20 protein-coding genes, 1 tRNA gene and 5 pseudogenes are annotated in these 22,496 nt (G+C 64.3%); 14 read left to right on the top strand and 12 right to left on the bottom strand.

The features are described from left to right. Window positions 1–113 precede the first annotated feature (113 nt). A complete protein-coding gene (locus tag SynBMKMC1_RS00485) occupies window positions 114–569 on the top strand; it encodes a GNAT family N-acetyltransferase (RefSeq protein WP_186472314.1) in 456 nt (151 codons plus the stop codon). Window positions 570–578: 9 nt separating this feature from the next. Here the strand turns inward: SynBMKMC1_RS00485 and SynBMKMC1_RS00480 are convergent. From SynBMKMC1_RS00480 to psbZ, 3 genes are all read right to left on the bottom strand, one after another. Continuing rightward, a tRNA-Gly gene (locus tag SynBMKMC1_RS00480) sits at window positions 579–650 on the bottom strand. Window positions 651–714: 64 nt separating this feature from the next. After that, window positions 715–1,209: a 6,7-dimethyl-8-ribityllumazine synthase gene (ribH, locus tag SynBMKMC1_RS00475; protein ID WP_186472313.1), complete on the bottom strand. Its 495-nt coding sequence runs from the start codon at window positions 1,207–1,209 to the stop codon at window positions 715–717. Between the two features lie 51 nt (window positions 1,210–1,260). Then, window positions 1,261–1,449 carry a photosystem II reaction center protein PsbZ gene (gene psbZ / locus SynBMKMC1_RS00470; protein WP_011932021.1) on the bottom strand — a complete coding sequence of 63 codons (189 nt, stop codon included), beginning with the start codon at window positions 1,447–1,449 and terminating at the stop codon, window positions 1,261–1,263. A gap of 157 nt (window positions 1,450–1,606) precedes the next feature. Here psbZ and mutS point away from each other — a divergent pair, with 157 nt between their 5' ends. After that, window positions 1,607–4,336: a DNA mismatch repair protein MutS gene (gene mutS, locus SynBMKMC1_RS00465; protein ID WP_186472312.1), complete on the top strand. Its 2,730-nt coding sequence runs from the start codon at window positions 1,607–1,609 to the stop codon at window positions 4,334–4,336. On the opposite strand, the gene SynBMKMC1_RS00460 is transcribed toward mutS, so the two are convergent. Further along, window positions 4,321–4,956, bottom strand: coding sequence for a precorrin-8X methylmutase (locus tag SynBMKMC1_RS00460; protein ID WP_186472311.1), 636 nt, complete (start codon window positions 4,954–4,956; stop codon window positions 4,321–4,323). The two genes, mutS and SynBMKMC1_RS00460, sit on opposite strands and share 16 nt — an antisense overlap. A 68-nt stretch (window positions 4,957–5,024) precedes the next feature. Here SynBMKMC1_RS00460 and holA point away from each other — a divergent pair, with 68 nt between their 5' ends. Next, window positions 5,025–6,005, top strand: a complete 981-nt coding sequence (holA, locus tag SynBMKMC1_RS00455) for a DNA polymerase III subunit delta (RefSeq protein WP_186472310.1) — start codon at window positions 5,025–5,027, stop codon at window positions 6,003–6,005. A 55-nt stretch (window positions 6,006–6,060) separates the two neighbouring features. Further along, complete coding sequence (locus SynBMKMC1_RS00450) at window positions 6,061–7,863, top strand: aspartate kinase (protein ID WP_186472309.1); 1,803 nt, start codon at window positions 6,061–6,063, stop codon at window positions 7,861–7,863. 17 nt (window positions 7,864–7,880) lie between these two features. Here the strand turns inward: SynBMKMC1_RS00450 and uvrB are convergent, their stop codons facing one another. Next, window positions 7,881–9,917, bottom strand: a complete 2,037-nt coding sequence (gene uvrB, locus SynBMKMC1_RS00445; protein WP_186472308.1) for an excinuclease ABC subunit UvrB — start codon at window positions 9,915–9,917, stop codon at window positions 7,881–7,883. Window positions 9,918–9,985: 68 nt separating this feature from the next. Here uvrB and SynBMKMC1_RS00440 point away from each other — a divergent pair, with 68 nt between their 5' ends. From SynBMKMC1_RS00440 to SynBMKMC1_RS00430, 3 genes and pseudogenes are all read left to right on the top strand, one after another. Further along, the gene (locus SynBMKMC1_RS00440) at window positions 9,986–10,255 is read left to right on the top strand and encodes a hypothetical protein (RefSeq protein WP_186472307.1); all 270 of its coding nucleotides are present in this window, start codon (window positions 9,986–9,988) and stop codon (window positions 10,253–10,255) included. Further along, window positions 10,255–10,671 (top strand): PIN domain-containing protein, encoded by a 417-nt coding sequence (locus SynBMKMC1_RS00435; protein ID WP_186472306.1) that lies wholly within the window; start codon window positions 10,255–10,257, stop codon window positions 10,669–10,671. Before SynBMKMC1_RS00440 ends, SynBMKMC1_RS00435 begins: the two co-directional genes overlap by 1 nt. 52 nt (window positions 10,672–10,723) lie before the next feature. Beyond that, window positions 10,724–13,250: pseudogene (locus SynBMKMC1_RS00430) on the top strand (DNA mismatch repair protein MutS). Here the strand turns inward: SynBMKMC1_RS00430 and SynBMKMC1_RS00425 are convergent. Next, entirely contained in the window at window positions 13,235–13,660 is a 426-nt protein-coding gene (locus SynBMKMC1_RS00425) for a phage holin family protein (protein ID WP_186472305.1), read from the bottom strand. The pseudogene SynBMKMC1_RS00430 and the gene SynBMKMC1_RS00425 overlap by 16 nt on opposite strands. A 59-nt stretch (window positions 13,661–13,719) precedes the next feature. Next, window positions 13,720–14,493 carry a DUF561 domain-containing protein gene (locus SynBMKMC1_RS00420; protein WP_186472304.1) on the bottom strand — a complete coding sequence of 258 codons (774 nt, stop codon included), beginning with the start codon at window positions 14,491–14,493 and terminating at the stop codon, window positions 13,720–13,722. A 50-nt stretch (window positions 14,494–14,543) separates the two neighbouring features. On the opposite strand from SynBMKMC1_RS00420, the pseudogene SynBMKMC1_RS14565 reads away from it, so the two are divergent. From SynBMKMC1_RS14565 to SynBMKMC1_RS00405, 3 genes and pseudogenes are all read left to right on the top strand, one after another. Further along, a pseudogene (locus SynBMKMC1_RS14565) lies at window positions 14,544–14,672 on the top strand (tRNA(Ile)-lysidine synthetase); the annotation flags it as partial. A gap of 377 nt (window positions 14,673–15,049) precedes the next feature. After that, window positions 15,050–17,941 (top strand): hypothetical protein, encoded by a 2,892-nt coding sequence (locus tag SynBMKMC1_RS00410; RefSeq protein ID WP_186472303.1) that lies wholly within the window; start codon window positions 15,050–15,052, stop codon window positions 17,939–17,941. A gap of 82 nt (window positions 17,942–18,023) precedes the next feature. Further along, window positions 18,024–18,767 carry a SapC family protein gene (locus tag SynBMKMC1_RS00405; RefSeq protein ID WP_186472302.1) on the top strand — a complete coding sequence of 248 codons (744 nt, stop codon included), beginning with the start codon at window positions 18,024–18,026 and terminating at the stop codon, window positions 18,765–18,767. A gap of 666 nt (window positions 18,768–19,433) precedes the next feature. Here SynBMKMC1_RS00405 and SynBMKMC1_RS00400 read toward each other — a convergent pair. From SynBMKMC1_RS00400 to SynBMKMC1_RS00385, 4 genes and pseudogenes are all read right to left on the bottom strand, one after another. Then, a pseudogene (locus SynBMKMC1_RS00400) lies at window positions 19,434–19,706 on the bottom strand (integrase core domain-containing protein); the annotation flags it as partial. Window positions 19,707–19,761: 55 nt separating this feature from the next. Beyond that, the gene (locus SynBMKMC1_RS00395; protein WP_186472300.1) at window positions 19,762–20,208 is read right to left on the bottom strand and encodes a hypothetical protein; all 447 of its coding nucleotides are present in this window, start codon (window positions 20,206–20,208) and stop codon (window positions 19,762–19,764) included. Continuing rightward, entirely contained in the window at window positions 20,192–20,518 is a 327-nt protein-coding gene (locus tag SynBMKMC1_RS00390) for a hypothetical protein (RefSeq protein ID WP_186472299.1), read from the bottom strand. Before SynBMKMC1_RS00390 ends, SynBMKMC1_RS00395 begins: the two co-directional genes overlap by 17 nt. Continuing rightward, entirely contained in the window at window positions 20,509–20,907 is a 399-nt protein-coding gene (locus SynBMKMC1_RS00385; protein ID WP_255486236.1) for a Uma2 family endonuclease, read from the bottom strand. Before SynBMKMC1_RS00385 ends, SynBMKMC1_RS00390 begins: the two co-directional genes overlap by 10 nt. Window positions 20,908–21,001: 94 nt before the next feature. Between SynBMKMC1_RS00385 and SynBMKMC1_RS00380 the strand changes: the two genes are divergently transcribed. The 4 genes and pseudogenes from SynBMKMC1_RS00380 to SynBMKMC1_RS14795 all read left to right on the top strand — a co-directional run. After that, window positions 21,002–21,244: a CopG family transcriptional regulator gene (locus SynBMKMC1_RS00380; protein WP_186472298.1), complete on the top strand. Its 243-nt coding sequence runs from the start codon at window positions 21,002–21,004 to the stop codon at window positions 21,242–21,244. After that, window positions 21,244–21,681, top strand: a complete 438-nt coding sequence (locus tag SynBMKMC1_RS00375) for a TA system VapC family ribonuclease toxin (RefSeq protein WP_186472297.1) — start codon at window positions 21,244–21,246, stop codon at window positions 21,679–21,681. Before SynBMKMC1_RS00380 ends, SynBMKMC1_RS00375 begins: the two co-directional genes overlap by 1 nt. Window positions 21,682–21,915: 234 nt before the next feature. Beyond that, window positions 21,916–22,083 (top strand): hypothetical protein, encoded by a 168-nt coding sequence (locus SynBMKMC1_RS00370; RefSeq protein WP_186472296.1) that lies wholly within the window; start codon window positions 21,916–21,918, stop codon window positions 22,081–22,083. Beyond that, window positions 22,047–22,148 (top strand): annotated as a pseudogene (locus tag SynBMKMC1_RS14795) (hypothetical protein); the annotation flags it as partial. The gene SynBMKMC1_RS00370 and the pseudogene SynBMKMC1_RS14795, both read left to right, overlap by 37 nt. On the opposite strand, the pseudogene SynBMKMC1_RS00360 reads toward SynBMKMC1_RS14795, so the two are convergent. Continuing rightward, window positions 22,140–22,425 (bottom strand): annotated as a pseudogene (locus SynBMKMC1_RS00360) (DUF561 domain-containing protein); the annotation flags it as partial. The pseudogenes SynBMKMC1_RS14795 and SynBMKMC1_RS00360 sit on opposite strands and share 9 nt — an antisense overlap. Window positions 22,426–22,496 lie beyond the last annotated feature (71 nt).

The following is a 22,496-nucleotide window of genomic DNA, read 5'->3' as shown; positions in this document are numbered from 1 at the left end:
CAGCACGGACGATTAGGACTCGAACACCCACCCCCTCCCATTTGGTTGATCCACCCTTCACAGTGCATCAACCAGAGCACCGGCCAGATCATGGGACGTACGAAGATCGCTGCATGACCCGCTACCGCCTGGTGGAACATGCCCCCGGAGCTCCGGGGCTGCGCTGGTTCGGCCTGGGACCAGACCTAAGGCCCACCCGCGGCCTGCTCAAGCTGCAGCGCCTGTTTCGCAAACACGCCTTCTGGGCGGAGAGCCGCAACCAACGCCAGCTCAAGCGCATGCTCGCAGGCAGCACCGTGGTGGTGAGCCTCTGGCGCGGCAAACGCCTGGTGGGTTTCGGGCGGGCCACAAGCGACGGCATCCACCGAGCCGTGCTCTGGGATGTGGTGGTGGCCGGCGATCTTCAGGGACGAGGCCTGGGCAGGCGGGTGGTGGAGGCCCTGCTCAGCGCCAAAACGATCCGCCCGGCGGAGCGCGTGTATCTGATGACCACCAACAGCGCCGGGTTCTACCAGCAACTGGGATTTCAAGAAGCCACACCCCAACAATTGCTGGTACGACGGCAGTGAATCAGATCAAGCGGATGAAGAGATTCGAACTCTCGACCCTCTCCTTGGCAAGGAGATGCTCTACCACTGAGCTACATCCGCAGGTCGGACGCTTGGGATGTGTCCCTTGCGACCTGGCAAGCATGCACTACGACGGTGCCCTGGGTCAATCCACTCGTTGCGAGCTGGGCAGCGCTTTCATCAATGACCCCATCTCCAGAGCCTGCAGGCCGTAACTCCAGCCCAGGTTGCTCTTGATCCCAGCCCGCTCCAGGGCCTGCTGCATCGTGTCGGTGGTGAGCACGCCAAAAATCACCGGCACGCCGGTGTCCCGTGCCACAGAGGCAATCCCTTTGCTGGCTTCAGCCACAACCACATCGAAGTGGGGCGTATCACCACGGATCACCGCGCCCAGGGTGATCACCACCTGATAACGCCCACTGCGGGCCAGCTGCTGGGCCACCACAGGCAATTCAAACGATCCCGGCACCCAGGCCACATCCAATTGCTCGCTGTCTGCGGCCGTATTCACACCATGCCTGCCAAGGCAATCCAAGCAGCCGCTGAGGAGCTTGCCGGTCACCAGATCGTTGAAACGGGCGATCACAACGGCGATGCGCAGGCCCTGCACATCGGTGAAACGCCCTTCAAAAGTGGCCATGGAGAGGCTGACGGCTCGTTCAATGCTCCCACTGAACGGGCCGCAACGTGATCACACCACGAAGAAGCTCATGCCCCAGTTCACCAGCACCAGGGCTACCCAGGCGATGCCGCCGAGAAGGATCAGGCGGTTGGAGCGGCCGCTGTCCTCATTGGAGGCGTACAGCACGGGAACGGCCACGATCAGGGCGAACGACATCACCACCAGCGCCAGAACGGTGAGTGTGTTGAGGATCTGCATGGGAATTCAGTCGACGCCTGGTCGGTCGTGGAGATTCTCCCACGACGATGCCGCTGCCGTTGGCCATCAATGCACCAACCTTCACAGCCTGTGGTGATGGGCACGGCAACGGGAGCCACCGACCATCGGTACGATCCCGAGCAAGCTTGGACCTTCAATGCCGCGCTCCGCTGCCCAATCCGAGGAGCAAACCCTCCAGGGCAGTCTGTTCGGGGCTCCAGAACCTGCTGAACCAGCCAAAGGCCGCACCAGCCAGCCCGCCAACCCTGAGCTGGAGGACCTCAGCGACGCCAGCCTCAGCGCCGATGCCGCGGCCCGGCCCCGCCAACGCCAGCCAAGCGAGCAGAGCACCAACCCAAGCGCTGACTCAACCGCAGAAGCTTGCGACAACGACACCAGCAGCGACGAACCTGCCTGGGCCCACCACAGCCAGTTGGATCCGGCCCAGCTCACGCCGATGCTTCGCCATTACGTGGAGCTCAAGGCCGAGCATCCCGAGCGGGTGCTGCTGTATCGCCTTGGCGATTTCTTCGAGTGCTTCTTTGAAGACGCCGTGGAGCTTTCCCGGGTGCTGGAGCTCACCCTCACCGGCAAGGAAGGGGGTAAGGCGATCGGCCGCGTGCCCATGGCCGGCATTCCCCATCACGCCGCCGAGCGCTACTGCGCCGAGCTGATCCGCCGCGGCTATTCGGTGGCGCTCTGCGACCAGCTGGAAACCACCCCCGCCAAGGGCGCTCTGCTCAAACGCGGCATCACCCGCGTGCTCACCCCCGGCACCGTGCTGGAGGAAGGCATGCTCAGCGCCCGCCGCAACAATTGGCTGGCCGCCGTGGTGGTGGAGCCCGCCACCAGCAAAACACCCCTGCGCTGGGGCCTGGCCAGCGCCGATGTGAGCACCGGTGATGTGCGCGTGATGGAACGCACGGGCAGCGATGGCCTACACCAACAGCTGGCCCAACTCGACGCTTCCGAACTGCTCTGGGCTGGCGATGGCGACAGCGGCGAAGCCGCGCGACCCGCCTGGTGCCCCGAGCGTCTGCGCCTCAGCCCCATGGCCCGCACGCCCTTCAGTGCGCCCCAGGCCGAGCAGACCCTCAAAACCCACTACCAGCTGGCCAGCCTCGATGGCCTCGGCCTGCCGGAACTGCCCCTGGCCCTGCGCGCCTTTGGTGGCTTGCTGCAATACGTGAACGACACCCAGCCCCTGGAGGAGGACGCCCGGGTTCCCCTAGATGTGCCGGCAATCGTGCACAGCGGCGAGGCCCTGGTGCTCGACGCCCAGACCCGCCGCAACCTGGAGCTCACCGCCACCCAGCGGGACGGCCAGCTGCAGGGGTCGTTGCTCTGGGCCATCGATCAAACCCTCACGGCCATGGGCGGCCGCTGTCTGCGCCGCTGGCTGGAAGCCCCGCTGATGGACCTCAGCGCCATCCAGCAACGCCAGGCCGTGGTGAGCCTGCTGGTGAGCGGTCGCCCCCTGCGCCAGGCCCTGCGCCGGCTGCTGCGGCCCATGGGCGATCTCGAACGCCTGGCAGGCCGAGCCGGTGCCGGCCATGCCGGTGCCCGCGATCTGGTGGCGATCGCCGATGGCCTCGAGCGCCTGCCCCAACTGGCCTCCCGCCTGCAAAGCAGCCTGGAACAGTGGCCGAGCGAGCTCACGGCCCTGCAGCAGCCCGAGCCCGCCCTGGCCGAGCTGGCCGCCAGCATCCGCCAGACCCTGATCGATGCCCCGCCGCTCTCCCTCAGCGAAGGCGGACTGATCCACGACGGCGTCGACCCCCTGCTCGATGGCCTGCGCAACCAGCTCGATGATCAGGACGCCTGGCTAGCGGAGCAGGAACGGCTGGAGCGCGAACGCAGCGGCAACAACAACCTGCGCCTGCAGTACCACCGCACCTTTGGCTACTTCCTGGCAGTGAGCAAAGCCAAGGCCAGCTCGGTGCCGGAACACTGGATCCGCCGCCAGACCCTGGCCAATGAAGAGCGCTTCATCACCCCTGAACTCAAGGAGCGGGAAGGGCGCATCTTCCAGTTGCGGGCCCGGGCCTGCCAGCGCGAATACGAGCTCTATTGCAGCCTGCGCGAGCAGGTGGGGGCGATGGCAGCGCCGATCCGCGCGGCAGCCCGAGGCATCGCCTGCCTCGATGCCCTCAGTGCCTTGGCAGACACCGCCGCCACCGGCGGTTGGTGCGCTCCGCTGCTCAGCGACAGCCGCCAGCTGGAGATCGTAGCCGGGCGCCATCCGGTGGTGGAGCAGCTGCTGGTGGAAACGTCCTTCACCCCCAACGACCTCAACCTGGGCAATGGCACCGATCTGATCGTGCTCACCGGCCCCAATGCCAGCGGCAAAAGCTGCTACCTGCGCCAGATCGGCCTGATCCAGCTGCTGGCCCAGATCGGCAGCTGGGTGCCGGCCACCTCAGCCCGCGTCGGCCTCGCCGATCGCATCTTCACCCGGGTGGGAGCTGTGGATGATCTCGCCGCCGGCCAATCCACCTTCATGGTGGAGATGGCGGAAACCGCCAACATCCTGCACCACGCCAGCGCGCGCTCCCTGGTGCTGCTTGATGAAATCGGCCGGGGCACCGCCACCTTCGATGGCCTCTCGATCGCCTGGGCGGTGAGTGAACATCTGGCCGGCGATCTCAAGGCCCGCACCGTGTTCGCCACCCACTACCACGAGCTCAACAACCTGGCCAGCGAACGCGCCAACGTGGCCAACTTCCAGGTGATGGTGGAGGAAACCGGCGCCGATCTGGTGTTCCTGCATCAGGTGCAATGCGGAGGCGCCAGCCGCAGCTACGGCATCGAAGCCGCCCGCCTCGCTGGCGTGCCCACACCCGTGGTGCAACGGGCCCGGCAGGTGCTCGATCAGCTGGCAGCCTGAGCCGCCCGCAGCAGGGCATTCACGGCGGCAGCCACCAAGCCGGCACCGCCGCGGGTGCCCTCCAGGCGGATCTGGGCCAGGCCACTGGCGGCCAGGCGTCGCTTGCTCTCCGGCACCCCCACAAACCCCACCGGCATGCCGATCAGCACAGATGGGGCATCGGCTCCGGCCTGCACCTGATCAAGCAGCTGCTCCAACGCGGTGGGGGCACTGCCCACCAGCACCAGCGGCAAGGCGCTCCCGCTCGAGCGGGCCGCTGCGCTGAGCTCCGGCCAGGCCCTCTGCATCGCCGCTGCCGAGCGGGTGGAGCCCTGGGGCGAGAGCGCCGGAGCCCAGTCGAGCAGGCAGCGCACCTCGCTACCCAGGGTGCGGGCCGCCATCGGTGCCACCGCCGCCGCGGCCATGGCCGTGTCCGTGAGAATCACGGCTCCACCGGTGAGCGCTTGCACAGCGCGGGCGCAGGCGCCCTCGCTGAACTGCAGCAGGGGCCTGAGGCCGGGATCACCGCTGCTGTGCACCAGGCGCTCCAGCACCTGCTGCTCCAAAGGGCCTAAACCCGTCTCCCCGAGCAGAGCCCGAATGCGCCGGATGCTTTCCGTGAAGATCGGGTGATCAGCCATGGGGGCGCTCCTCGAACAGGCCTTTGCCACACAGGGCAGACTTCAGCATCCTCTGATGCGCTGCCGCCATGCCGATCCAGTTGCTGTGGGGCGATGATTCCGCGGCGCTGGAGCGGGCCATTCAGGCCGTGATCGACAGCGCGCTCGATCCGGCCTGGGCGAGCGTGAATCTGAGCCGACTGGATGGCAGCGACAGCGGGCAGGCCCGGCAAGCCCTGGAAGAAGCGCGCACGCCCCCATTCGGCAGCGGAGCGCGGGTGGTGCTGCTGCAGCGCTCACCCTTCTGCAACGGCTGCCCCAGTGAGCTGGCCGATCGCTTTGAAGCCTCCATCGACACCATTCCCGACAGCACCGAGCTGCTGCTCTGCAACCCCAACAAACCCGATGGCCGGCTGCGCACCACCAAGGCCCTGCAGAAACGGGTGAAGGCAGGCCAGGCCAAAGAGCTGAGCTTCAAGCTGCCGGCGGTGTGGGACGGCGCCGGACAGCGCCAGTTGGTGGAGCGCACCGCCCGCGAGCTCAAACTGAGCCTGGAGCCCAAGGCGGTGGACGCCCTGATCGATGCCATCGGCAGCGACAGCGCCCGGTTGAGCATGGAACTGCAGAAACTGGCCCTGCATGCCGAAAGCACGGGCAGCCCCCACATCAGTGCCACGGCGGTGCAGAGCCTGATCGATGGGCTCAGCAGCAATGCCCTGCAGGTGGGCGATGCCCTGCTCGCCGGCGACCCCGGAGAAGCGATCGCCCTGCTCGATGCCCTGCTCGATGGCGGCGAACCGGCCCTACGCATCGTGGCCACCCTCACCGGACAGATCCGCGGCTGGCTCTGGGTGCTGCTGCTCGAGCAGCAGGGGGAACGGGATGTGGCCGTGATCGCCAAGGCTGCCGGCATCGGCAACCCCAAACGCATCTACGTGATGCGCAAACAACTGCAGGGCCGCAGCCCGGAGCGCTGCCTCAACCTGCTCGGCCGGCTGCTGGATGTGGAAGCAGCGCTCAAACGCGGTGCCCAGCCCGGCGATGCCTTCCGTGACGGCCTGCTGGGATAAACCGGCCAGCCAACCGCCACGGTGAGACAATCGCCTGCGACATGAGGCGGCGTGGATGGCCCTGCTGGTGCAGAAGTTCGGCGGCACCTCCGTTGGCAGCGTGGAGCGCATTCAGGCGGTGGCCCGGCGCATCGCCGCCTGCAAGGAGGACGGCAACGACCTGGTGATCGTGGTGTCGGCCATGGGCCACACCACCGATGAACTCACCGCCAAGGCCCGCGCCATCAGCAGCAACCCGCCCCAGCGGGAAATGGACATGCTGCTGGCCACCGGCGAGCAGGTGTCCATCGCCCTGCTCTCGATGGCCCTGCATGCCCTGGGCGTGCCAGCGATCTCGATGACCGGGGCCCAGGTGGGCATCGTCACCGAATCAGCCCACGGCCGCGCCCGCATCCTCGATGTGCGCACCGACCGTTTGCGCAGCCTCCTGGCGGAAGGGCAGGTGGTGGTGGTAGCCGGCTTCCAGGGCACCAGCCAGAGCAGCGGTGGCACCGCTGAGATCACCACCCTGGGCCGTGGGGGCTCGGACACCTCAGCGGTGGCCCTGGCCGCAGCCCTCGGCGCCGATGCCTGCGAGATCTACACCGATGTGCCCGGCGTGCTCACCACCGACCCGCGCAAGGTGGCCGATGCCCAGCTGATGCCGGAGGTGAGCTGCGATGAAATGCTCGAGCTCGCCAGCCTCGGCGCCGCCGTGCTCCATCCCCGCGCTGTGGAGATCGCCCGCAACTACGGCGTCACCATGGTGGTGCGCTCCAGCTGGAGCGAAGACGCCGGCACCACGCTCACCAGCCGCAGTGCCCGGCCCATCGGCCGCGATGGTCTGGAGCTGGGCCGGCCCGTCGATGGCGCCGAACTGGTGGAAGGGCAGGCGGTGCTGGCGCTCTCGCACGTGTCGGATCAACCGGGGGTAGCAGCCCAGCTGTTTGAAAGCCTCTCCGCCGGTGGGGTGAATGTGGATCTGATCATCCAGTCCACCCACGAGGGCAACAGCAACGACATCACCTTCACCGTGGCCGAATCCGAGCTGGAGAAGGCCCGCGGCATCTGCGCCGACCAACTGCAGACCCTGGGCGGTGAGCTGGTGGCGGAAGCCGGCATGAGCAAGCTCAGCATCAGCGGCGCCGGGATCATGGGCCGTCCCGGCATCGCCGCCGGCCTGTTCCAGACCCTCTCGCGGGTGGGCATCAACCTGCGCCTGATCGCCACCAGCGAAGTGAAGGTGAGCTGCGTGGTGGAGGCGTCCGCCGGTGCCAAGGCCCTGCAGGCCACCCAGGACGCTTTTGAGCTCGAGAGCGATTTGATCAGCCTCAACCCCCTGCCCAGCGGCGAAGGCGATCCGGAAGTGCGCGGGATTGCCCTCGACAGGGATCAGGCCCAGGTGAGCGTGCGCCACGTGCCCGACAAACCCGGCACCGCCGGTGCCCTCTGCAACGCCCTGGCCGATGCGGGCATCAGCCTCGATGGCATCGTGCAGTCGGAGCGGCAGCATGGCGACGGCAGCCGCGACATCAGCTTCACACTCAAGCGCGACGACCGTGCCGCCGCCGATCGCGCCCTCTCCCACCTGCTGGCCCAATGGCCCGGCGCCCTTCTCGAGGATGGACCCGCCATTGCCCGCGTCAGCGCCGTGGGGGCGGGCATGCCAGCAACGGCCGGCACCGCTGGGCGCATGTTCCGCTACCTGGCGGACGCCGGCGTGAACATCGAGATGATTGCCACCAGCGAAATCCGCACCAGCTGTGTGGTGGCCGAAAGCGATGGCATTGCTGCGCTTCAAGCCGTGCACACCGGGTTCGAGCTGGGCGGCAGCACCCGCCATCAGGCCCAGGGAACGGAATCGCCTTTGGAGGGCTGATCCCCCAGCTGGTTGGGTTAAACCTTGCCCACCAGCTTTTGGCGCAGCTGCTTGATGCGGTCGCGCAGGTTGGCCGCTTCCTCGAAATCGAGCTTCTTGGCTGCCTCCTTCATCTTCAGCTCCAGCTGATCGATCAGCTCCGGCAAGGCATCCAGAGCCATGCCATCGGCATCATCGTCGAGGGCCTCCACCGCTTTGCTGGCCACCTGCACCAGATCGGCATCGGGGCCCTCCGTTTTGAGTTTGCGGCTCAGTTCCAGGAAACTCAGGATCGAGTTGCTGGCTTTCTTGCCCGCCGCCGTCGGCACAATGCCGTGCTTCTCGTTGTAGGCCTGCTGGATCGTGCGTCGGCGCTCGGTTTCGCTGATCGCCTTGGCCATTGAATCGGTCATGTTGTCGGCATAGAGCAGCGCCACCCCCTCCACATGGCGAGCCGCCCGACCGATGGTTTGAATCAGGGAACGCTCAGCGCGCAGGAAACCTTCCTTATCGGCATCGAGAATCGCCACCAGGCTCACTTCCGGTAGGTCCAGACCCTCTCGCAGCAGGTTCACCCCCACCAGCACGTCGTATTCACCAAGGCGCAGGTCCTGAATGATCTCGATGCGCTCGATCGAATGAATCTCTGAGTGCAGATAGCGCACCCGCACCTCGTTCTCCGCCAGATAATCGGTGAGGTCTTCCGCCATCCGCTTGGTGAGGGTGGTCACCAGCACCCGCTGCTGCTTGCTGGCCCGATCGCGGATCTCCCCCAGCAGATCATCCACCTGTCCCGTCGTCGGCCGCACCTCCACGATCGGATCGAGCACCCCCGTGGGGCGGATCACCTGCTGGGCCACCTCGTCGCCACTTACCTCCAGCTCCCAGTTCCCCGGTGTGGCGCTCACAAACACGGTCTGATGGGCCTTCTCCCAGAACTCCTCCCCCTTCAAGGGCCGGTTGTCGGCCGCACTGGGCAAGCGGAAGCCATGGTCGATCAGCACCTTCTTGCGCGCCTGGTCGCCGTTGTACATCGCCTGCAGCTGGGAGCAGGTGACGTGGCTTTCATCCACGATCAGCAGCCAATCCTTGGGGAAGTAATCGATCAGGCATTCCGGCGCTGAGCCTGGCTCGCGCCCGGCCAGATGACGGGCGTAGTTCTCCACGCCGTTGCAGTAACCCACCTGGCCCAGCATCTCCAGGTCGTACTTGGTGCGCTGCTCCAGCCGCTGGGCCTCCAGCAACTTGCCTTCGGTGTTCAAACAATCCAGCCGTTCAGTGAGCTCCGAGCGGATCGCCTGCACCGCCGTGTCCAGGCGGTCTTTGGGGGTCACGAAGTGTTTGGCCGGATAAATGTTGATCGTCTCAAGGCTCTGCAGGATCTCGCCAGTGGTGGGGTCCACATAGCGGATCGCTTCCACCTCATCGCCGAACAGCTCCACACGCACCAGCCGGTCTTCATAGGCGGGGCCGATCTCCAGCACATCCCCCTTCATGCGGAAGCGTCCGCGGGCAATCTCGGTGTCGTTGCGGCTGTACTGGTTGTTCACCAACTCGCGCAGCTGGCCGCGGATGTTCAGCGTCTCCCCCACCTCGAATTTCACCGCCGCCTTGAGGTATTCACTGGGAATACCCAGGCCGTAGATGCAGCTGATTGAGGCCACCACGATCACATCGCGCCGCTCAAACAACGACCGCGTCGCCGAGTGGCGCAGCATGTCGATCTCTTCGTTGATCGACGCCGTTTTGGCGATGTAGGTGTCGCTAACCGGAACGTAAGCCTCCGGCTGGTAGTAGTCGTAATAGGAGATGAAATATTCAACGGCGTTGTTCGGGAAAAACTCCCGCAACTCATTGCAGAGCTGGGCCGCCAGGGTTTTGTTATGCGCCAACACCAACGCCGGCCGCCCTGTCTGGGCGATCACGTTGGCCATCGTGAAAGTTTTGCCCGTGCCCGTGGCGCCCAGCAGGGTTTGATAACGCTCCCCGTCATTCACCCCTGCCACCAGCTGCTTGATCGCCGTCGGCTGATCACCCTTGGGGCTGTAGGGAGCGGTGAGATCGAAGGCGGGCATGGGTCGAAGGCCGGCAGCCGGTGGTTCAGGTTACGGGGGATGACCCCTGGGAAAGCACGACAACACGCATGGCCCGTGCTCCACGGCAGTTGCGCCACAATGACGCCATGGCCAACCTCACCCTGGCGATCGACGACGACCTGCTTCAGCAAGCACGCGAAGTGGCGTTGCGCGACAAGACATCCGTCAACGCTGTTGTGCGCGAGTTTCTCCACCGCTACGTCGACCGCCGGGGCCGTCGTCTGGAGGCCCTGAACCGCTTGGAAGCCCTGGCCTCCGGCCTCGATTGCGCCAGCAGTGAATCCTGGAGCAGGGAATCGCTGCATGAACAGTCCTGATGCGCGTTTTCATCGATACCAACCTCTGGGCTTATCGACTGGACGGACGCGAACCCGAAAAACAGGCGCGCATGCAACGGTGGCTGCCTGATGTGGTCGGCCGGGATGACGTGGTGATCAGCACACAGGTGTTGATCGAACTGCGATCAGTTGCGACGCGCAAGTTACGGCCCGCCCTTAGCGCTGCTCAGATCCGCGCCCTGCTGGAAGCGATGACTGGGTTTGACGTGGTGACGACCGACACGGCCATGATTCTGGATGCCCACGAGCTGGCCGCACGGGAACAACTCAGTTGGTTTGATGCCCTGATCGCCGAAGCCGCCATTCGCAGCCACTGCTCCGTGCTCTTTTCCGAAGATTTCGGTCATGAGCGGATGCTGGATGGGGTGAAGGTGCTGAACCCTTGGCGCCTTTGACCCCACCCGGGATCGGTACGATCCCGCTAGTGCCCGCACCGGACGCGCCCCCATGCCAAGGTCCGCTGCCCAGCCCCCGGAACAGGCCCTGCAGGGCAATCTGTTCGGCGCTCCTGAACCCGCCGCGGACCCACAGCCGCAACGCAGCCGCTCCGACCAGGATGCCGCTGCAACGGCAGACCTCAGCGACGCCAGCCTGAGCGCTGATGCCCGCCAACGGCCACGCCAACGCCGCGAGCAGGAGGCGTAGGCGACACCGGCGAGCGACCACAGCCATGAAGCCGGTGACGACACGCATGACGATGGCAGCGACGCGCCGGCCTGGGCCCATCACAGCCAGGTGGATCCGCTGCAGCTGACGCCGATGCTGCGCCACTACGTGGAGCTGAAGGCAGCCCATCCCGAGCGGGTGCTGCTTTACCGGCTGGGGGATTTCTTCGAGTGTTTCTTCGAGGATGCGATCGAGCTCTCGCGCGTGCTGGAACTCACCCTCACGGGCAAAGAAGGCGGCAAGGCGATCGGCCGGGTGCCGATGGCCGGCATTCCCCATCACGCCGCAGAGCGCTACTGCGCCGATCTGATCCGTCGCGGCTACTCCGTCGCCCTCTGCGATCAGCTCGAAACCACCCCCACCAAAGGAGCCCTGCTCAAACGCGACATCACCCGTGTGCTCACCCCGGGCACGGTGCTGGAGGAGGGCATGCTCCGCGCCCGGCGCAACAACTGGCTGGCCGCGGTAGTGGTGGAGGCCGCCAAGGGAACGCAACCGTTCCGCTGGGGCCTGGCCCATGCCGATGTGAGCACCGGCGATGTGCAGGTGATCGAGCAGACAGGCAGTGCCGGCCTGCATCAGCAGCTGAGCCAGCTAGAGGCGGCAGAACTGGTCTGGGCGGCGCCACCCGAGGAATCGGCAGTGCCAGCCTGGTGCCCGCAGGGGCTGCGGTTGACGCCGATGGCGACCACGCCGTTCAGCCGTCCGGAAGCGGAAGCCACCCTCCAGCAGCATTACGGCCTGGCGAACCTCGACGGCCTCGGGCTGGCCGATCAGCCCCTGGCCCTGCGCGCCATCGGAGGCCTGTTGCGCTACCTGCGCGACACCCAGCCCCTGGAGGACGACCTGAACGTGCCCTTGGAGGTGCCGCAGATTGTCCATAGCGGCGATACCCTCATTATCGACGCCCAGACGCGCCGCAACCTGGAACTCACCAGCACCCAGCGGGATGGACAGTTGCAGGGATCCTTGCTCTGGGCGATCGATCGCACCCTCACCGCGATGGGTGGTCGCTGTCTGCGGCGCTGGCTTGAGGCGCCACTGATGGATCGCCGTCAGATCGAGCAGCGGCAGGCGCCGGTGCCGGCCATGCCGGAGCCCGTGATCTGGTGGCGATCGCCGATGGACTCGAGCGGCTGCCCCAGCTGGCCGGGCGCCTCAACGCTGGCCTCGACGATCGTCACCCCGACTGGCTGCAGGCTCTCTGCACACCGGATCCGGCCTTGGCGGAGCTGGCGCAAGCGGTGCGCCATGCCCTGATCGACACGCCGCCCTTATCGCTGAGTGAAGGCGGCCTCATCCACGATGGCGTTGATCCGCTGCTGGATGGCCTGCGCAACCAGCTCGACGATCAGGATGCCTGGCTGGCCGAGCAGGAACGACTGGAACGGCAGACCAGCGGCAACGCCAACCTGCGCCTGCAGTATCACCGCACCTTCGGCTATTTCCTGGCGGTGAGCAAAGCGAAGGCGGCCTCAGTGCCGGACCACTGGATCCGACGCCAGACCCTCGCCAATGAAGAGCGCTTCATCACCCCTGAGCTGAAACAACGGGAAGGCACGATCTTTCAGCTGCGGGCCCGCGCCTGCCAGCGGGAATACGAACTGTTCTGCCAGCTGCGCGAACAGGTGGGCGCCATGGCCGCTCCGATCCGTCAGGCCGCCCGCGCTGTGGCCGCCTTGGATGCAGTGTGTGGTCTGGCGGAGGTGGCCGCCACCAGCGCCTGGTGCGCGCCCACGATCAGCGACGGCCGCGAACTGCAGATCACAGCCGGACGGCACCCGGTGGTGGAGCAACTGCTGGTGGAACGCAGCTTCACCGCCAACGATGTGCACCTGGGCCAGGGCACCGATCTGGTGGTGCTCACCGGTCCGAATGCCAGCGGCAAGAGCTGTTACCTGCGCCAGATCGGCCTGATCCAACTGCTCGCCCAGATCGGCAGCTGGGTGCCGGCCAATCCACCTTCATGGTGGAAATGGCGGAAACCGCCAACATCCTCCATCACGCCACCGATCGCTCCCTGGTGCTGCTCGATGAGATCGGCCGTGGCACTGCCACCTTTGATGGCCTCTCCATCGCCTGGGCCGTGAGCGAACACCTGGCCGGCGACCTGCAGGCCCGCACCGTGTTCGCGACGCACTATCACGAGCTCAACAACCTGGCGGCAGAGCGCCCGAATGTGGCCAACTTCCAGGTGCTGGTGGAGGAAACCGGCGATGACCTGCTGTTTCTGCATCGCGTGCAGGCCGGCGTTCCCGCCCCGGTGGTGCAGCGGGCCCGCCAGGTGCTCGATCAGCTGGCGGCGTAATCCATCAACGCCGCCCTGGTGGCGTCCACATCCACAAGCCCCAGGGCACGGAGCACGAAAGCACTGATCACGCTGTAGACCACCGCCCCGAGGATGGCGCTGAACAGGCCGTGCTTGAGACGAAAGCCGTTGATCAACCAGGCCGCGATCGCGAACAACACGATCGTGATCAACCAGTTGAACAGGAACGACACCGGCGAAATCAGCCCTCCCAGAGACGTGATCGCCCAGGCCGGTCCGAGCACAAGCTTGAGGGGCCAGATCAACAGCGTGCCGAGCAGGCCGATCAGGACCGCCGCCCAGAGGGCCGTGCCGAAGTTGGCCATCTCCACCCCCAGGGGCAACGCCGCCACGAGCAGCAACACCAACGCACGGATCGGCCACTGCAGCAACCAGCCGAGGGTGTTCATGGCGTGCAGCGCGATGCTCCCAGAACGCTAGAGACACCGCGCCGAACTGACCAGCTCGATCAGACCCGCAGGGTGAGGGCGCTGCCGAGCGCCTCGCGCAGACCGCGCACCACCGCCACCATCGCCAGCTCATCGTTGAGGCGATTCACGGCCGACCCCACACCCACACCGGCAGCCCCGGCGGCGATCGCCATCGGCACCGTCACGGCCGAGAGGCCGGATGCACACAGCACAGGGGTCGAAAGACCGGCCTGGTGCAACGCGGTGCTGATGCTGTGGGCGGCCGCCAGGGTGGGTGCCGCCTTTTCGATCAGGCCGAGGCTGCCGGCGCTGAAGGGCTTGGCACTGGTGCCGCCTTCGGTTTGGATCAGATCAGCGCCAGCCGCCACCAGATCCACCGCCAGCTGCTCCTGCTGATCCATCGGCAGGGTGTGGGGCACCGTCACGCTCAGCACCACCTCGGGCAGCAGGGCGCGGGTGCGGCGGGTGAGCTCCAGCACCTCAGCCGCTCCAAAGATCCGGCCCTGGGGGTAGAAGGCATCGAAATTGCCGATCTCCACCATCGCCGCACCAGCCGCCACGGCTGCCACAAATTGCTCGGGCTCCACCGACGACACACACACGGGCACTCCACCGGAGTCGCGCATCGCCAGGGCCACCAGCTCCGGATCACAGGCCACATCAATCAGATCGGCGCCACCGCGTCCGGCGGCGCGGGCCACCCGGGCCACGGAGGCCGCATCGAAATTCATCAGGCCGGCGATCACCTTCAGAGCCGAGCGCTGCGCGAGGCGCTCACGCAGGGCAGCGGGCAGGGAGCTGAGGCGCGTCATGATTCGAGTTCGGATCAGTCGATTCTCCCACCGCACCCTCGCCGCGTCCCATGGGCTGGACCGCCTGGCACGACCGCCTGCATCGGCGCCTGCTGCGCCAACCGCACTGGTTGCCGCAGGGCGGTCGGCTGCTGCTGGCCCTCTCGGGCGGACAGGACTCCATGGCCCTGCTGGCGCTGGGGCTGGCCTACGCCCAGTGGCGCTGGCTGGAGTGCCCCGCGCGGCACCTGCTCCGCAATCGCCTGGGTCAGGGAACGGGCCCCAGGCGCCTCGTCCTCCGTTCGCTGAGGCCAGAGACCCTCCCGGACACGCCGGTTGCCGATGACGGCGTGTGCAAACGGTGACCCTGGCATCGGCCCTGCCGCCGTGACCTTGACGCCGGTGCTCCGTTTCAATACCCGCGCCAGCGCCACGATGGTAGACAGCTGAGCAAGTCACACCCATGACTTGACCGGTTCGCCACTGTGACTAGTATTCGACCACGGAATGTGTGTGGGCTGCTGCACACGCCGACCAAACTCACCTGACCTTTCTTTCCAAGATCTGGAGACCGTTAATGGCACCTGCCACTCCTTTTGATGTCCAAGGGCTGAACATCGCCTATTTCGGTCGGCCCGCGGACCCCAACTCCCTCACCGCCTGGGGGGATGCTGGCTTTAGTCCAGAACAGATCGTCCTCGAATTTGTCAAAACCTCCGAGTACCAAGACGCAGTCGCACCGTTTATTCTCGAAGACGCGGTCGACTTTACGGGACTTATTGATCTCTACTACACCCGCCTAGTCGGCCGCAACGCTACCATCTCTGAGATTAGCGGCTGGACCGAGGCCATTCTCTCCGGTGACGTCAATTTCGACTACCTCGGCATCACTATCGCCAACGCAGTATTGAACCTGCCCGATGGCACCGACATCAAGGACACACTGCAGGCCAAGCTGAATTCAGCCAATATCTTCTCGCTTGAACTCGCCGCAGATCCGGATGCCAATGCCGCCTACAGCGGTGCTGAAGCTGCTGAGATTGGCGTGTCCTTCCTCAACACTGTCACGTCTCCACCCGCCGCCACCCCGGCCGACGCGGCATCATTCATTGCCCAGCTGACGGCGGAAACTCTTACTCTCACTCCTGGCATCGACACGCTGTCCGGTGACTCCGGCAACACCACCTTCGAGGCCCCTGCCGAGGCGACCGCCTTCCTGCCGATCCAGACACTCAACAACGGTGACCAACTCAACGGCGGCGGCGGGCGCAACACCTTGAATGCTCAGTTGGTGGATGTGTTCACCACTCCGACCTCCCTGGCCAACATTCAGGAGGTGAACCTGAGCGGCGCCGGTAGCCTGGTTCCTCTGCTAATTCCGGCGACCCTCAATGTCATCAATGCGAATGCCATCGACACGATCGGCTTCCGCTCCCCCACCAACCTGTTCGGTGGCCTTCAGGTCATCAACCTGACGACAGCTCTCACCACGGTCAACATCGCCGACGACTTCCTGGGTACAAACCTTGGGATTCAGTTCGTTGGAGCGGCCCTGGATGGTGAGGATGACATCCTCGATGTCAACCTCACGAATGCCCAGGAGAGCATTCTCGACCTCGACACGACGGCTGGGTTCTACGAAACCGTCAATGTCAACAGCGGCGGCTTCAATCCGAATACGTTCACTCTTGAGACCAACGAAGGTCCGGACAGCATCTTCGTCACCGGCAACACCGATCTTGATATCGACGGCGCAGGTGATGCCCTCGACTTTGACAGACTGCGCCTTTTCGACGCCCAGGCGCTGAACGCCAATCTCGATGCCGACTTCACCGGCGGAGATGCCAACGGCGCGATGGTGAATTTCTTGGGCGCCCAGGGCAACACCAGCTTCTTTATCGACGCTACCAGCGCCGACGCCGATCTGATGATCACCACCTTCGGCGGCGATGACGACCTTGACGTCAACGACTTCAGCGGCAACATCACCGCTGATCTCGGCGAGGGTACCAATAATGTCGACATTGCCAACGTAGCAACCGGCAGTCTCGCTGGAGACGTATCTCTCACGACCGGAGATGATAACGACACCTTTGCCTTCACGGACGTTGAGGGCAACGTCACCGTTGTCGCCAGCAACGGCACCAATACCTCTACGTTCCGCCTCATCGGCGGAAATGTCACGGCCTCTGGTGGCGATGGGCTCGACACCTTCACCTTCTTCTCTAACGTCCCCAATGGCGAGGTCGCCTTTGGCGAGGATGACAGCGTTGATGGTGGCGACGGTGATGAGGATCGCCTCCGCATCGAGACGGGCGGCAACACGAATCGCGACCTGTTGGTACCTAATGTGGGTCCCAACATCGTCGGCGTGGAGATCATCGAGCACTTTGGCGATGTCACTGGCAACAGTGATCTGAACGTTGACATGAGCCGTTCTGGCTCCGCCTTCATTCTCGAGCTCAGAGGCACCTACAGCGATGATGTCGATGTCACGGGACTCGACTTCGAGTCCGGCGATGTGGTGCGGCTGTTCTCCGACATCGACGATGATCTCGATCTCTCCAATGCTCCCCTCTCGGTGGGTGGTTTCCGGCTCGAGATGAACGGCGTCACGATTGGTGATGATCTGGACGTGGGCACGGGTACCGCTGATGTGGTGCGCATTCTCTCCACCGGATTGCAGAGCAACATTATTGACGAAGCCAACGACATCGATGCCCGAATCGAGGTCAGGGGTGATGCCAACATCAACATCGGCTCTACTTCCGGTATCATCGTCCAAGACGAATACAACCTCGATGGAGGCCTGATCGACGCCCGTGGTCTGAATGCACGGCTGAGGACGTTCCTCGGCACTGGCGAGCAGACAGTGAATGATTCACTTGGCGCTGACCAAATCTGGTCGATTAGAGACGGCTCTGGCGACAACGACACCATTAACCTCTCCGAGGGTGACGATGTCGTCGGCTTTGACGGTACCAATGCCTCGGGCCAGATCGCCAATCAGGACCTCATCACCGGCTTCGTGATCAACGAAGATACGGCAGCCCTGAAAGTGGGTAATGGTTTTACTCACATCAACCTGGAGCAGACCAACAATGCGGCTGTTAGCAACGGAGAAGCCACCAACATCCGCGACGTTGTCTCCGGCGACACTGACGATCTCTCAGGTAGTACGTTCAACTTCCTGAAGTTCACCACGGCAGCCGATTCCACTACAGTCAATGGACTCTTCGACGCGGCTATCGGGGCAGGGTCTCTGGACGTTGTCCGTGGCGCCGATCTTCTCGGTGCTGCCTATGACACGGGTGACCAAGCCATGGTTCTCTTCCGTATCGATAATGGAAATACCACAATTACTTCTTCTGATGATGCCGAAGGCATTTCCACCATCAAAATGTCCTACGACGACTTCCTCGCCTTCGAGGACATTGCCTTTGTGGACAGTTACTTAACCACCATCTGATCTTTTGGCGTCCCGCTGATCCTCGGGTCAGCTGATCACTGGGGAGGGGTTAATTCCCTCCCCTTTTTTATTGACTTCTTCCATGCCGCAGTTCGTTCCCCTCCGCCGTTCCCACCACGCCGAGTGCAGCTGGTCCCGCTCCTCGGGCTATGGCTTTGTCGCCAGGGAGATGCTGGCCCCGATCCTCAGCCTGGAACTCCCCCAGGCGGTGCTGCACTTGCCCCTGGCCTTCGTGCCCGTCGAGAGCGGCTTTCAGCTGGTGGCGGTCCTGGCCCTGCGTGAGAGTGAGAATCTCTTCGTGGTGGCCGATGGCAGCTGGCTTGCGGGCGCCCACATCCCCGCCGCTTTCCGCGCCTATCCCTTTGCCCTCAGCCAGCTGCCTGAAGCGGACCAGGCGCTGCTCAGCGTGGATGAGGGGAGCCCGCTGATCCACGGCGATGACGGCGGCGAACCGTTCTTCGACGCCGAAGGCCAGCTGGCTCCCGCCGTGGCCGACATCCTGAAATTCCTGGAAGCCTGCGAGCGCAGCCGGCGCGCCACCCAGCGCGCCGTGCAGGCCCTCGATGCGGCAGGAGTGATCGTGCCCTGGCCGATCAACCTGCGCAGCGGCGAGAAGCAGGGGGCGATGCAGGGTCTGTTCCGCATCGATGAAAACCTCCTCAACGGCCTCTCCCCCGAAGCCTTCGAAAGCCTGCGCCAGGCCGGTGCTCTGCCTCTTGCCTACTGCCAGCTGCTCTCCGCCCAGCACCTGGAGCGCCTGGGCCAGCTCGCCTCCGCCCGCGCAGGGCAACCCGAGCCTGCGCCTCTATCAACGTCGAAGGCCTGAACTGAGCCGGGAGGGGGAATTCCGGCCCCAGAGGTCACGCTGTGCCGGTTGTCTTCTGCACGAGTACAAAATACTGTCCTCCGGCTGGAAGCCACCGCATGGAGCGTTCAAAGCGACGCAGCCACCTCAAGGCTCCCGGGAAAAGCAGTGTGTACCCACTGTTGGTTACCCGAATACCTGTGATCTCCCGTGGAATCCTGATCAGTTCTGAGCGACGCAGCAGAACGGCGTCCTCATCCACGGGACGTACTCACCAGATGCTGCGTGACAGGGTTGAGTGGATTGTGCTCGAAGATCAGCAGATGCCCTCGGTGAACAGACGCAGCCTTGAACCTAGAAGCGGCATGATGCCGCGAAGACAGAGCGAGTGCTCTTCATAGCGAAGCAATTCATGCAGAGCACGACGAGACATAAGCTGAAACCCTGCATGACTCAACTGCAGCTGTCAATCCGGCGATTAGTGCTGACTGGTGTCCGTTGTTGCGTGAAAGCCGCAGGCCGCTGACGCGCAGACTGCGATTTGCCCAGCTCTCGATGACACTGACGTGACCCCCTTCATCAGTCCAGTGCTTATGAGAGTGGGTGGTCGTGATCATGCTGCAGCTCTTTGTTGAGCTGCCTCCAGGGGCGTACGCCCCTGGAGGGCCGAATGAGGCCTGAGGGTACTTAGTCATCCCTTGGCCAGCGGTTGGCCAAGCCCTGGGCTTCCGTCACCGTGGCGAACAACTCGGTATTCAGGAATTCATCCCTGAACCGGCTGTTGAACGACTCGGAAAAGCCGTTCTGCCACGGTGATCCTGGTTTGATGTAGGCGGTGCTGGTGCCGCTGCTCTCGCACCATTTCCTGAGAGCGTGGGCGATGAACTCAGGGCCATTGTCGCTGCGGATGTACTTCGGTGCCGGATAGAGGCTGGTGAGCTCCTCCAGCACCGCCACAACATCCTTGGCTGCCCGGTGTCAACTACGTAGGCGGCCGCTTTGCATCAATCATATGTTACCCATTGTGATTGATGCCTGGTAACACTGGTTTCTCGTCTTGTCCTTTGCTTGCTTCCACCGGGTAGGGAGCTTCCAGGGCTTGCTCCATCTCCTTCTGGATCTCCTGCAGTCGGTAACCACGCAGACGCCGTGGCAGGGTGCGCAGGTGGCATTCGCCATAGCGCTCTGGGTTGTGGGCGATCAACCGCTCCATCAAGGTTTTGGCCCTGATCAAAGGCTCGGCTTGTAGCCACTGTTCGATCAAGGCCACATCCGGTTCAAAGGGATCAGGTCTGGTGCGCTTGCCGCTGCGGGGCTTGGACTTACGGCGTTTCGGTTGACTGCTGTGCCACAGGGTCTGCAGGCCGCCCAGGAAGACCTCCAGGGATCTGTTCTCGGCTGCCAGATCACGTTCTACCTGGGCCGATGGTTCACCAGAGGCCTGTTCACCGCTGGCTATCACGGCCAGCTGTCCCTGGCAACGGCGGATGGTGTTGCCGCTTGATCCGGGCGCCTTGGCGTTCGCTGGTTTTGAGCTTGAACGAGGGCTGAAACAGGTTGGTGAACAGCCGCAAGGCGCCATAGAGCTCGCTCATCACTTGCGCCGCCTCAAGACCCTCCAGCCGCTGGTACCCCACGACACGGCGGACGAGCATCCCGTTCTTTTGCTCCACCCAGGCCTGGTCGTTGCTCTGGTAGGCGCGCGAACGGGTCAGCACGATCTGATGGCCTGGGCGATCACACCAGGCCTCCATCAGGCTGTTCATAAACACTTGACAGGGCAGAGCGGCGCGAAGCTTCGCTGTTGTGCCGGGGTCAGTGCCTGCCAGCGCTCGAGATGCACCAGCGATGCATTCGGGCTGAGAACGGATCCGTCCGGCAGGCGGAAGCCACCGGAACTGTCGAAGAGCTTGAACGGCAGAGAGCTGGCTCGCAGGGCCAGGCCCAGAAGCACGACCAGCGTGCTGTTGCGTGCGCTGGTCTCGCTGCCGGCGAGCGTCATGGTGATCAGGTGGCCATCGGTGGAGAGTTCCAGAACGGCATCTGGATTGGCCTCACACACCAGCTCAAACTGCTCTGGGCTCAACCGCAGCTGCTGAGCTAGCTGCTCAGGCCACTGCAGGGGGTCCAGGCATGGGGCATCGGGTGCTGTTGCAACCACCAGAGGACCTCAGGCTCACCGTGTATTCAGGTCAAGAGCGGCGTCACGAGGACGCTCGACGTAGGATGCGTTGATGTTGGTGCATCACGGCATCATGCGGACAACGCTCGATATCGACGATGACGTGCTCAGGGCTGCCAAAGAGCTTGCCCAACGGGAGCGGGTGTCCGCTGGGCAGGTGGTGTCGCGTTTGCTCAGGCAGGCGATGACCGCATCGGGATCGCCAGCGTCTGTTGCACCTGAGGGCGTGGCGGGATTCCGGCCCTTCAGCAGTTCAAACCCGCAGGTTGTGACGAATGAGCAGGTGAATGCCATTCGTGATCGGGAAGGGCTTTGATGCGCGCTCTGTTGGATATCAACGTTCTTATTGCGCTGTTGGATGCCGACCATCTGATGCATGCCGCCGCGCAACGCTGGTTGGCCCGAGAACTCGACGCCGGCTGGGCGAGCTGTCCGGTCACACAGAACGGCGTGTTGCGGATCCTGTCCCAGCCCGCCTACCCGAATCAAAGGCCCGTGGCTGAGGTGGCTGAACGGTTGGCCGAAGCCTGCAGCCATCCCAGTCATCGCTTCTGGAGCGGTGGGGTCAGCTTGATCAGCCCTGCCAGTGCGAATTGGCGTCAGCTGCTCGGGCATCGCCAGGTCACGGATGCCTATCTGCTCGCCGTTGCTGTGGCGGAGGGAGGGCGCTTTGTCAGCTTTGATCAGCGCATCTCAGTGGATCTGGTGCCACAAGCCCGGCCTGAGCAGCTTGTGGTAATCAAGTCTGAATAGCCTCGGCTGGCGTTGAGCCTGGAGGCTGATGGTCTCCGCTTGATTCCTCAGGATCCACACAAAACCCGATCCGCCCGTGCCTTGATCGGTTGTGCTGGGTACCAGGGGCCTCGTCAGAGCTTGGAGCAGATGGATCCGGCCCTGTTTGCGCAGCCATGACCCTGCCTGTGGCCCTCGACACCAAAGTGTTGGTAGTGGGTGCTGCGTGGGGCCTATAAATTGCCGCGTGAGGGGGTGATCACGGCCTTTGAGGGGCTCCTCGCCATCCGTCACCTCCATCTCGCCCGCAGCGAGGGCTGCGGAGCCATGCTGAGTTTTGACCAGAAACTGGCCCAGATGGCAGGACAGCTGAACCTTCAGCCCAGAGCGGCAAGAGCTGTTACCTGCGCCAGATCGGCCTGATCCAACTGCTCGCCCAGATCGGCAGCTGGGTGCCGGCCGATTCAGCGACGGTGGGCATCACCGATCTCCACCATCACCGCACCAGCCGTCACCGCAGCCGGGAACTGCTCGGGCTCCACCGACGACACACACGGGCACTCCACCGGAGTCGCGCATCGCCAGGGCCACCAGCTCCGGATCACAGGCCACATCAATCAGATCGGCGCCGCCCTGCCCCGCGGCACGGGCCACCCGGGCCACGGAGGCGGCATCGAAGTTCATCAGGCCGGCGATCACCTTCAGAGCCGAGCGCTGGTCCAGGCTGCGGCGAAGAGCGGCAGGCAGCAGTGAGAGGCGGGTCATCCAGCTGAATGATCAGATCCAAGCACTCTCCCACCGCGTGTGCGGGCAGGATCAGGGGGCCACTCCACCCG

The sequence above is a fragment of the Synechococcus sp. BMK-MC-1 genome, from assembly GCF_014279955.1.
Classification (GTDB): Bacteria; Cyanobacteriota; Cyanobacteriia; order PCC-6307; family Cyanobiaceae; genus Synechococcus_C.
The sequence above is the reverse complement of the archived record's forward strand: the minus strand, read 5'-3'. Positions and strand labels throughout refer to the sequence as shown.

Bases quoted from the DNA above. Each gene is read 5' to 3' on its own strand.
- SynBMKMC1_RS00485 (WP_186472314.1), top strand. From the start codon at position 114: ATGACCCGCTACCGCCTGGTGGAACATGCCCCCGGAGCTCCGGGGCTG.
- ribH (WP_186472313.1), bottom strand. From the start codon at position 1,209: ATGGCCACTTTTGAAGGGCGTTTCACCGATGTGCAGGGCCTGCGCATC.
- psbZ (WP_011932021.1), bottom strand. From the start codon at position 1,449: ATGCAGATCCTCAACACACTCACCGTTCTGGCGCTGGTGGTGATGTCG.
- mutS (WP_186472312.1), top strand. From the start codon at position 1,607: ATGCCGCGCTCCGCTGCCCAATCCGAGGAGCAAACCCTCCAGGGCAGT.
- SynBMKMC1_RS00460 (WP_186472311.1), bottom strand. From the start codon at position 4,956: ATGGCTGATCACCCGATCTTCACGGAAAGCATCCGGCGCATTCGGGCT.
- holA (WP_186472310.1), top strand. From the start codon at position 5,025: ATGCCGATCCAGTTGCTGTGGGGCGATGATTCCGCGGCGCTGGAGCGG.
- SynBMKMC1_RS00450 (WP_186472309.1), top strand. From the start codon at position 6,061: ATGGCCCTGCTGGTGCAGAAGTTCGGCGGCACCTCCGTTGGCAGCGTG.
- uvrB (WP_186472308.1), bottom strand. From the start codon at position 9,917: ATGCCCGCCTTCGATCTCACCGCTCCCTACAGCCCCAAGGGTGATCAG.
- SynBMKMC1_RS00440 (WP_186472307.1), top strand. From the start codon at position 9,986: ATGGCCCGTGCTCCACGGCAGTTGCGCCACAATGACGCCATGGCCAAC.
- SynBMKMC1_RS00435 (WP_186472306.1), top strand. From the start codon at position 10,255: ATGCGCGTTTTCATCGATACCAACCTCTGGGCTTATCGACTGGACGGA.
- SynBMKMC1_RS00425 (WP_186472305.1), bottom strand. From the start codon at position 13,660: ATGAACACCCTCGGCTGGTTGCTGCAGTGGCCGATCCGTGCGTTGGTG.
- SynBMKMC1_RS00420 (WP_186472304.1), bottom strand. From the start codon at position 14,493: ATGACGCGCCTCAGCTCCCTGCCCGCTGCCCTGCGTGAGCGCCTCGCG.
- SynBMKMC1_RS00410 (WP_186472303.1), top strand. From the start codon at position 15,050: ATGGCACCTGCCACTCCTTTTGATGTCCAAGGGCTGAACATCGCCTAT.
- SynBMKMC1_RS00405 (WP_186472302.1), top strand. From the start codon at position 18,024: ATGCCGCAGTTCGTTCCCCTCCGCCGTTCCCACCACGCCGAGTGCAGC.
- SynBMKMC1_RS00380 (WP_186472298.1), top strand. From the start codon at position 21,002: ATGCGGACAACGCTCGATATCGACGATGACGTGCTCAGGGCTGCCAAA.
- SynBMKMC1_RS00375 (WP_186472297.1), top strand. From the start codon at position 21,244: ATGCGCGCTCTGTTGGATATCAACGTTCTTATTGCGCTGTTGGATGCC.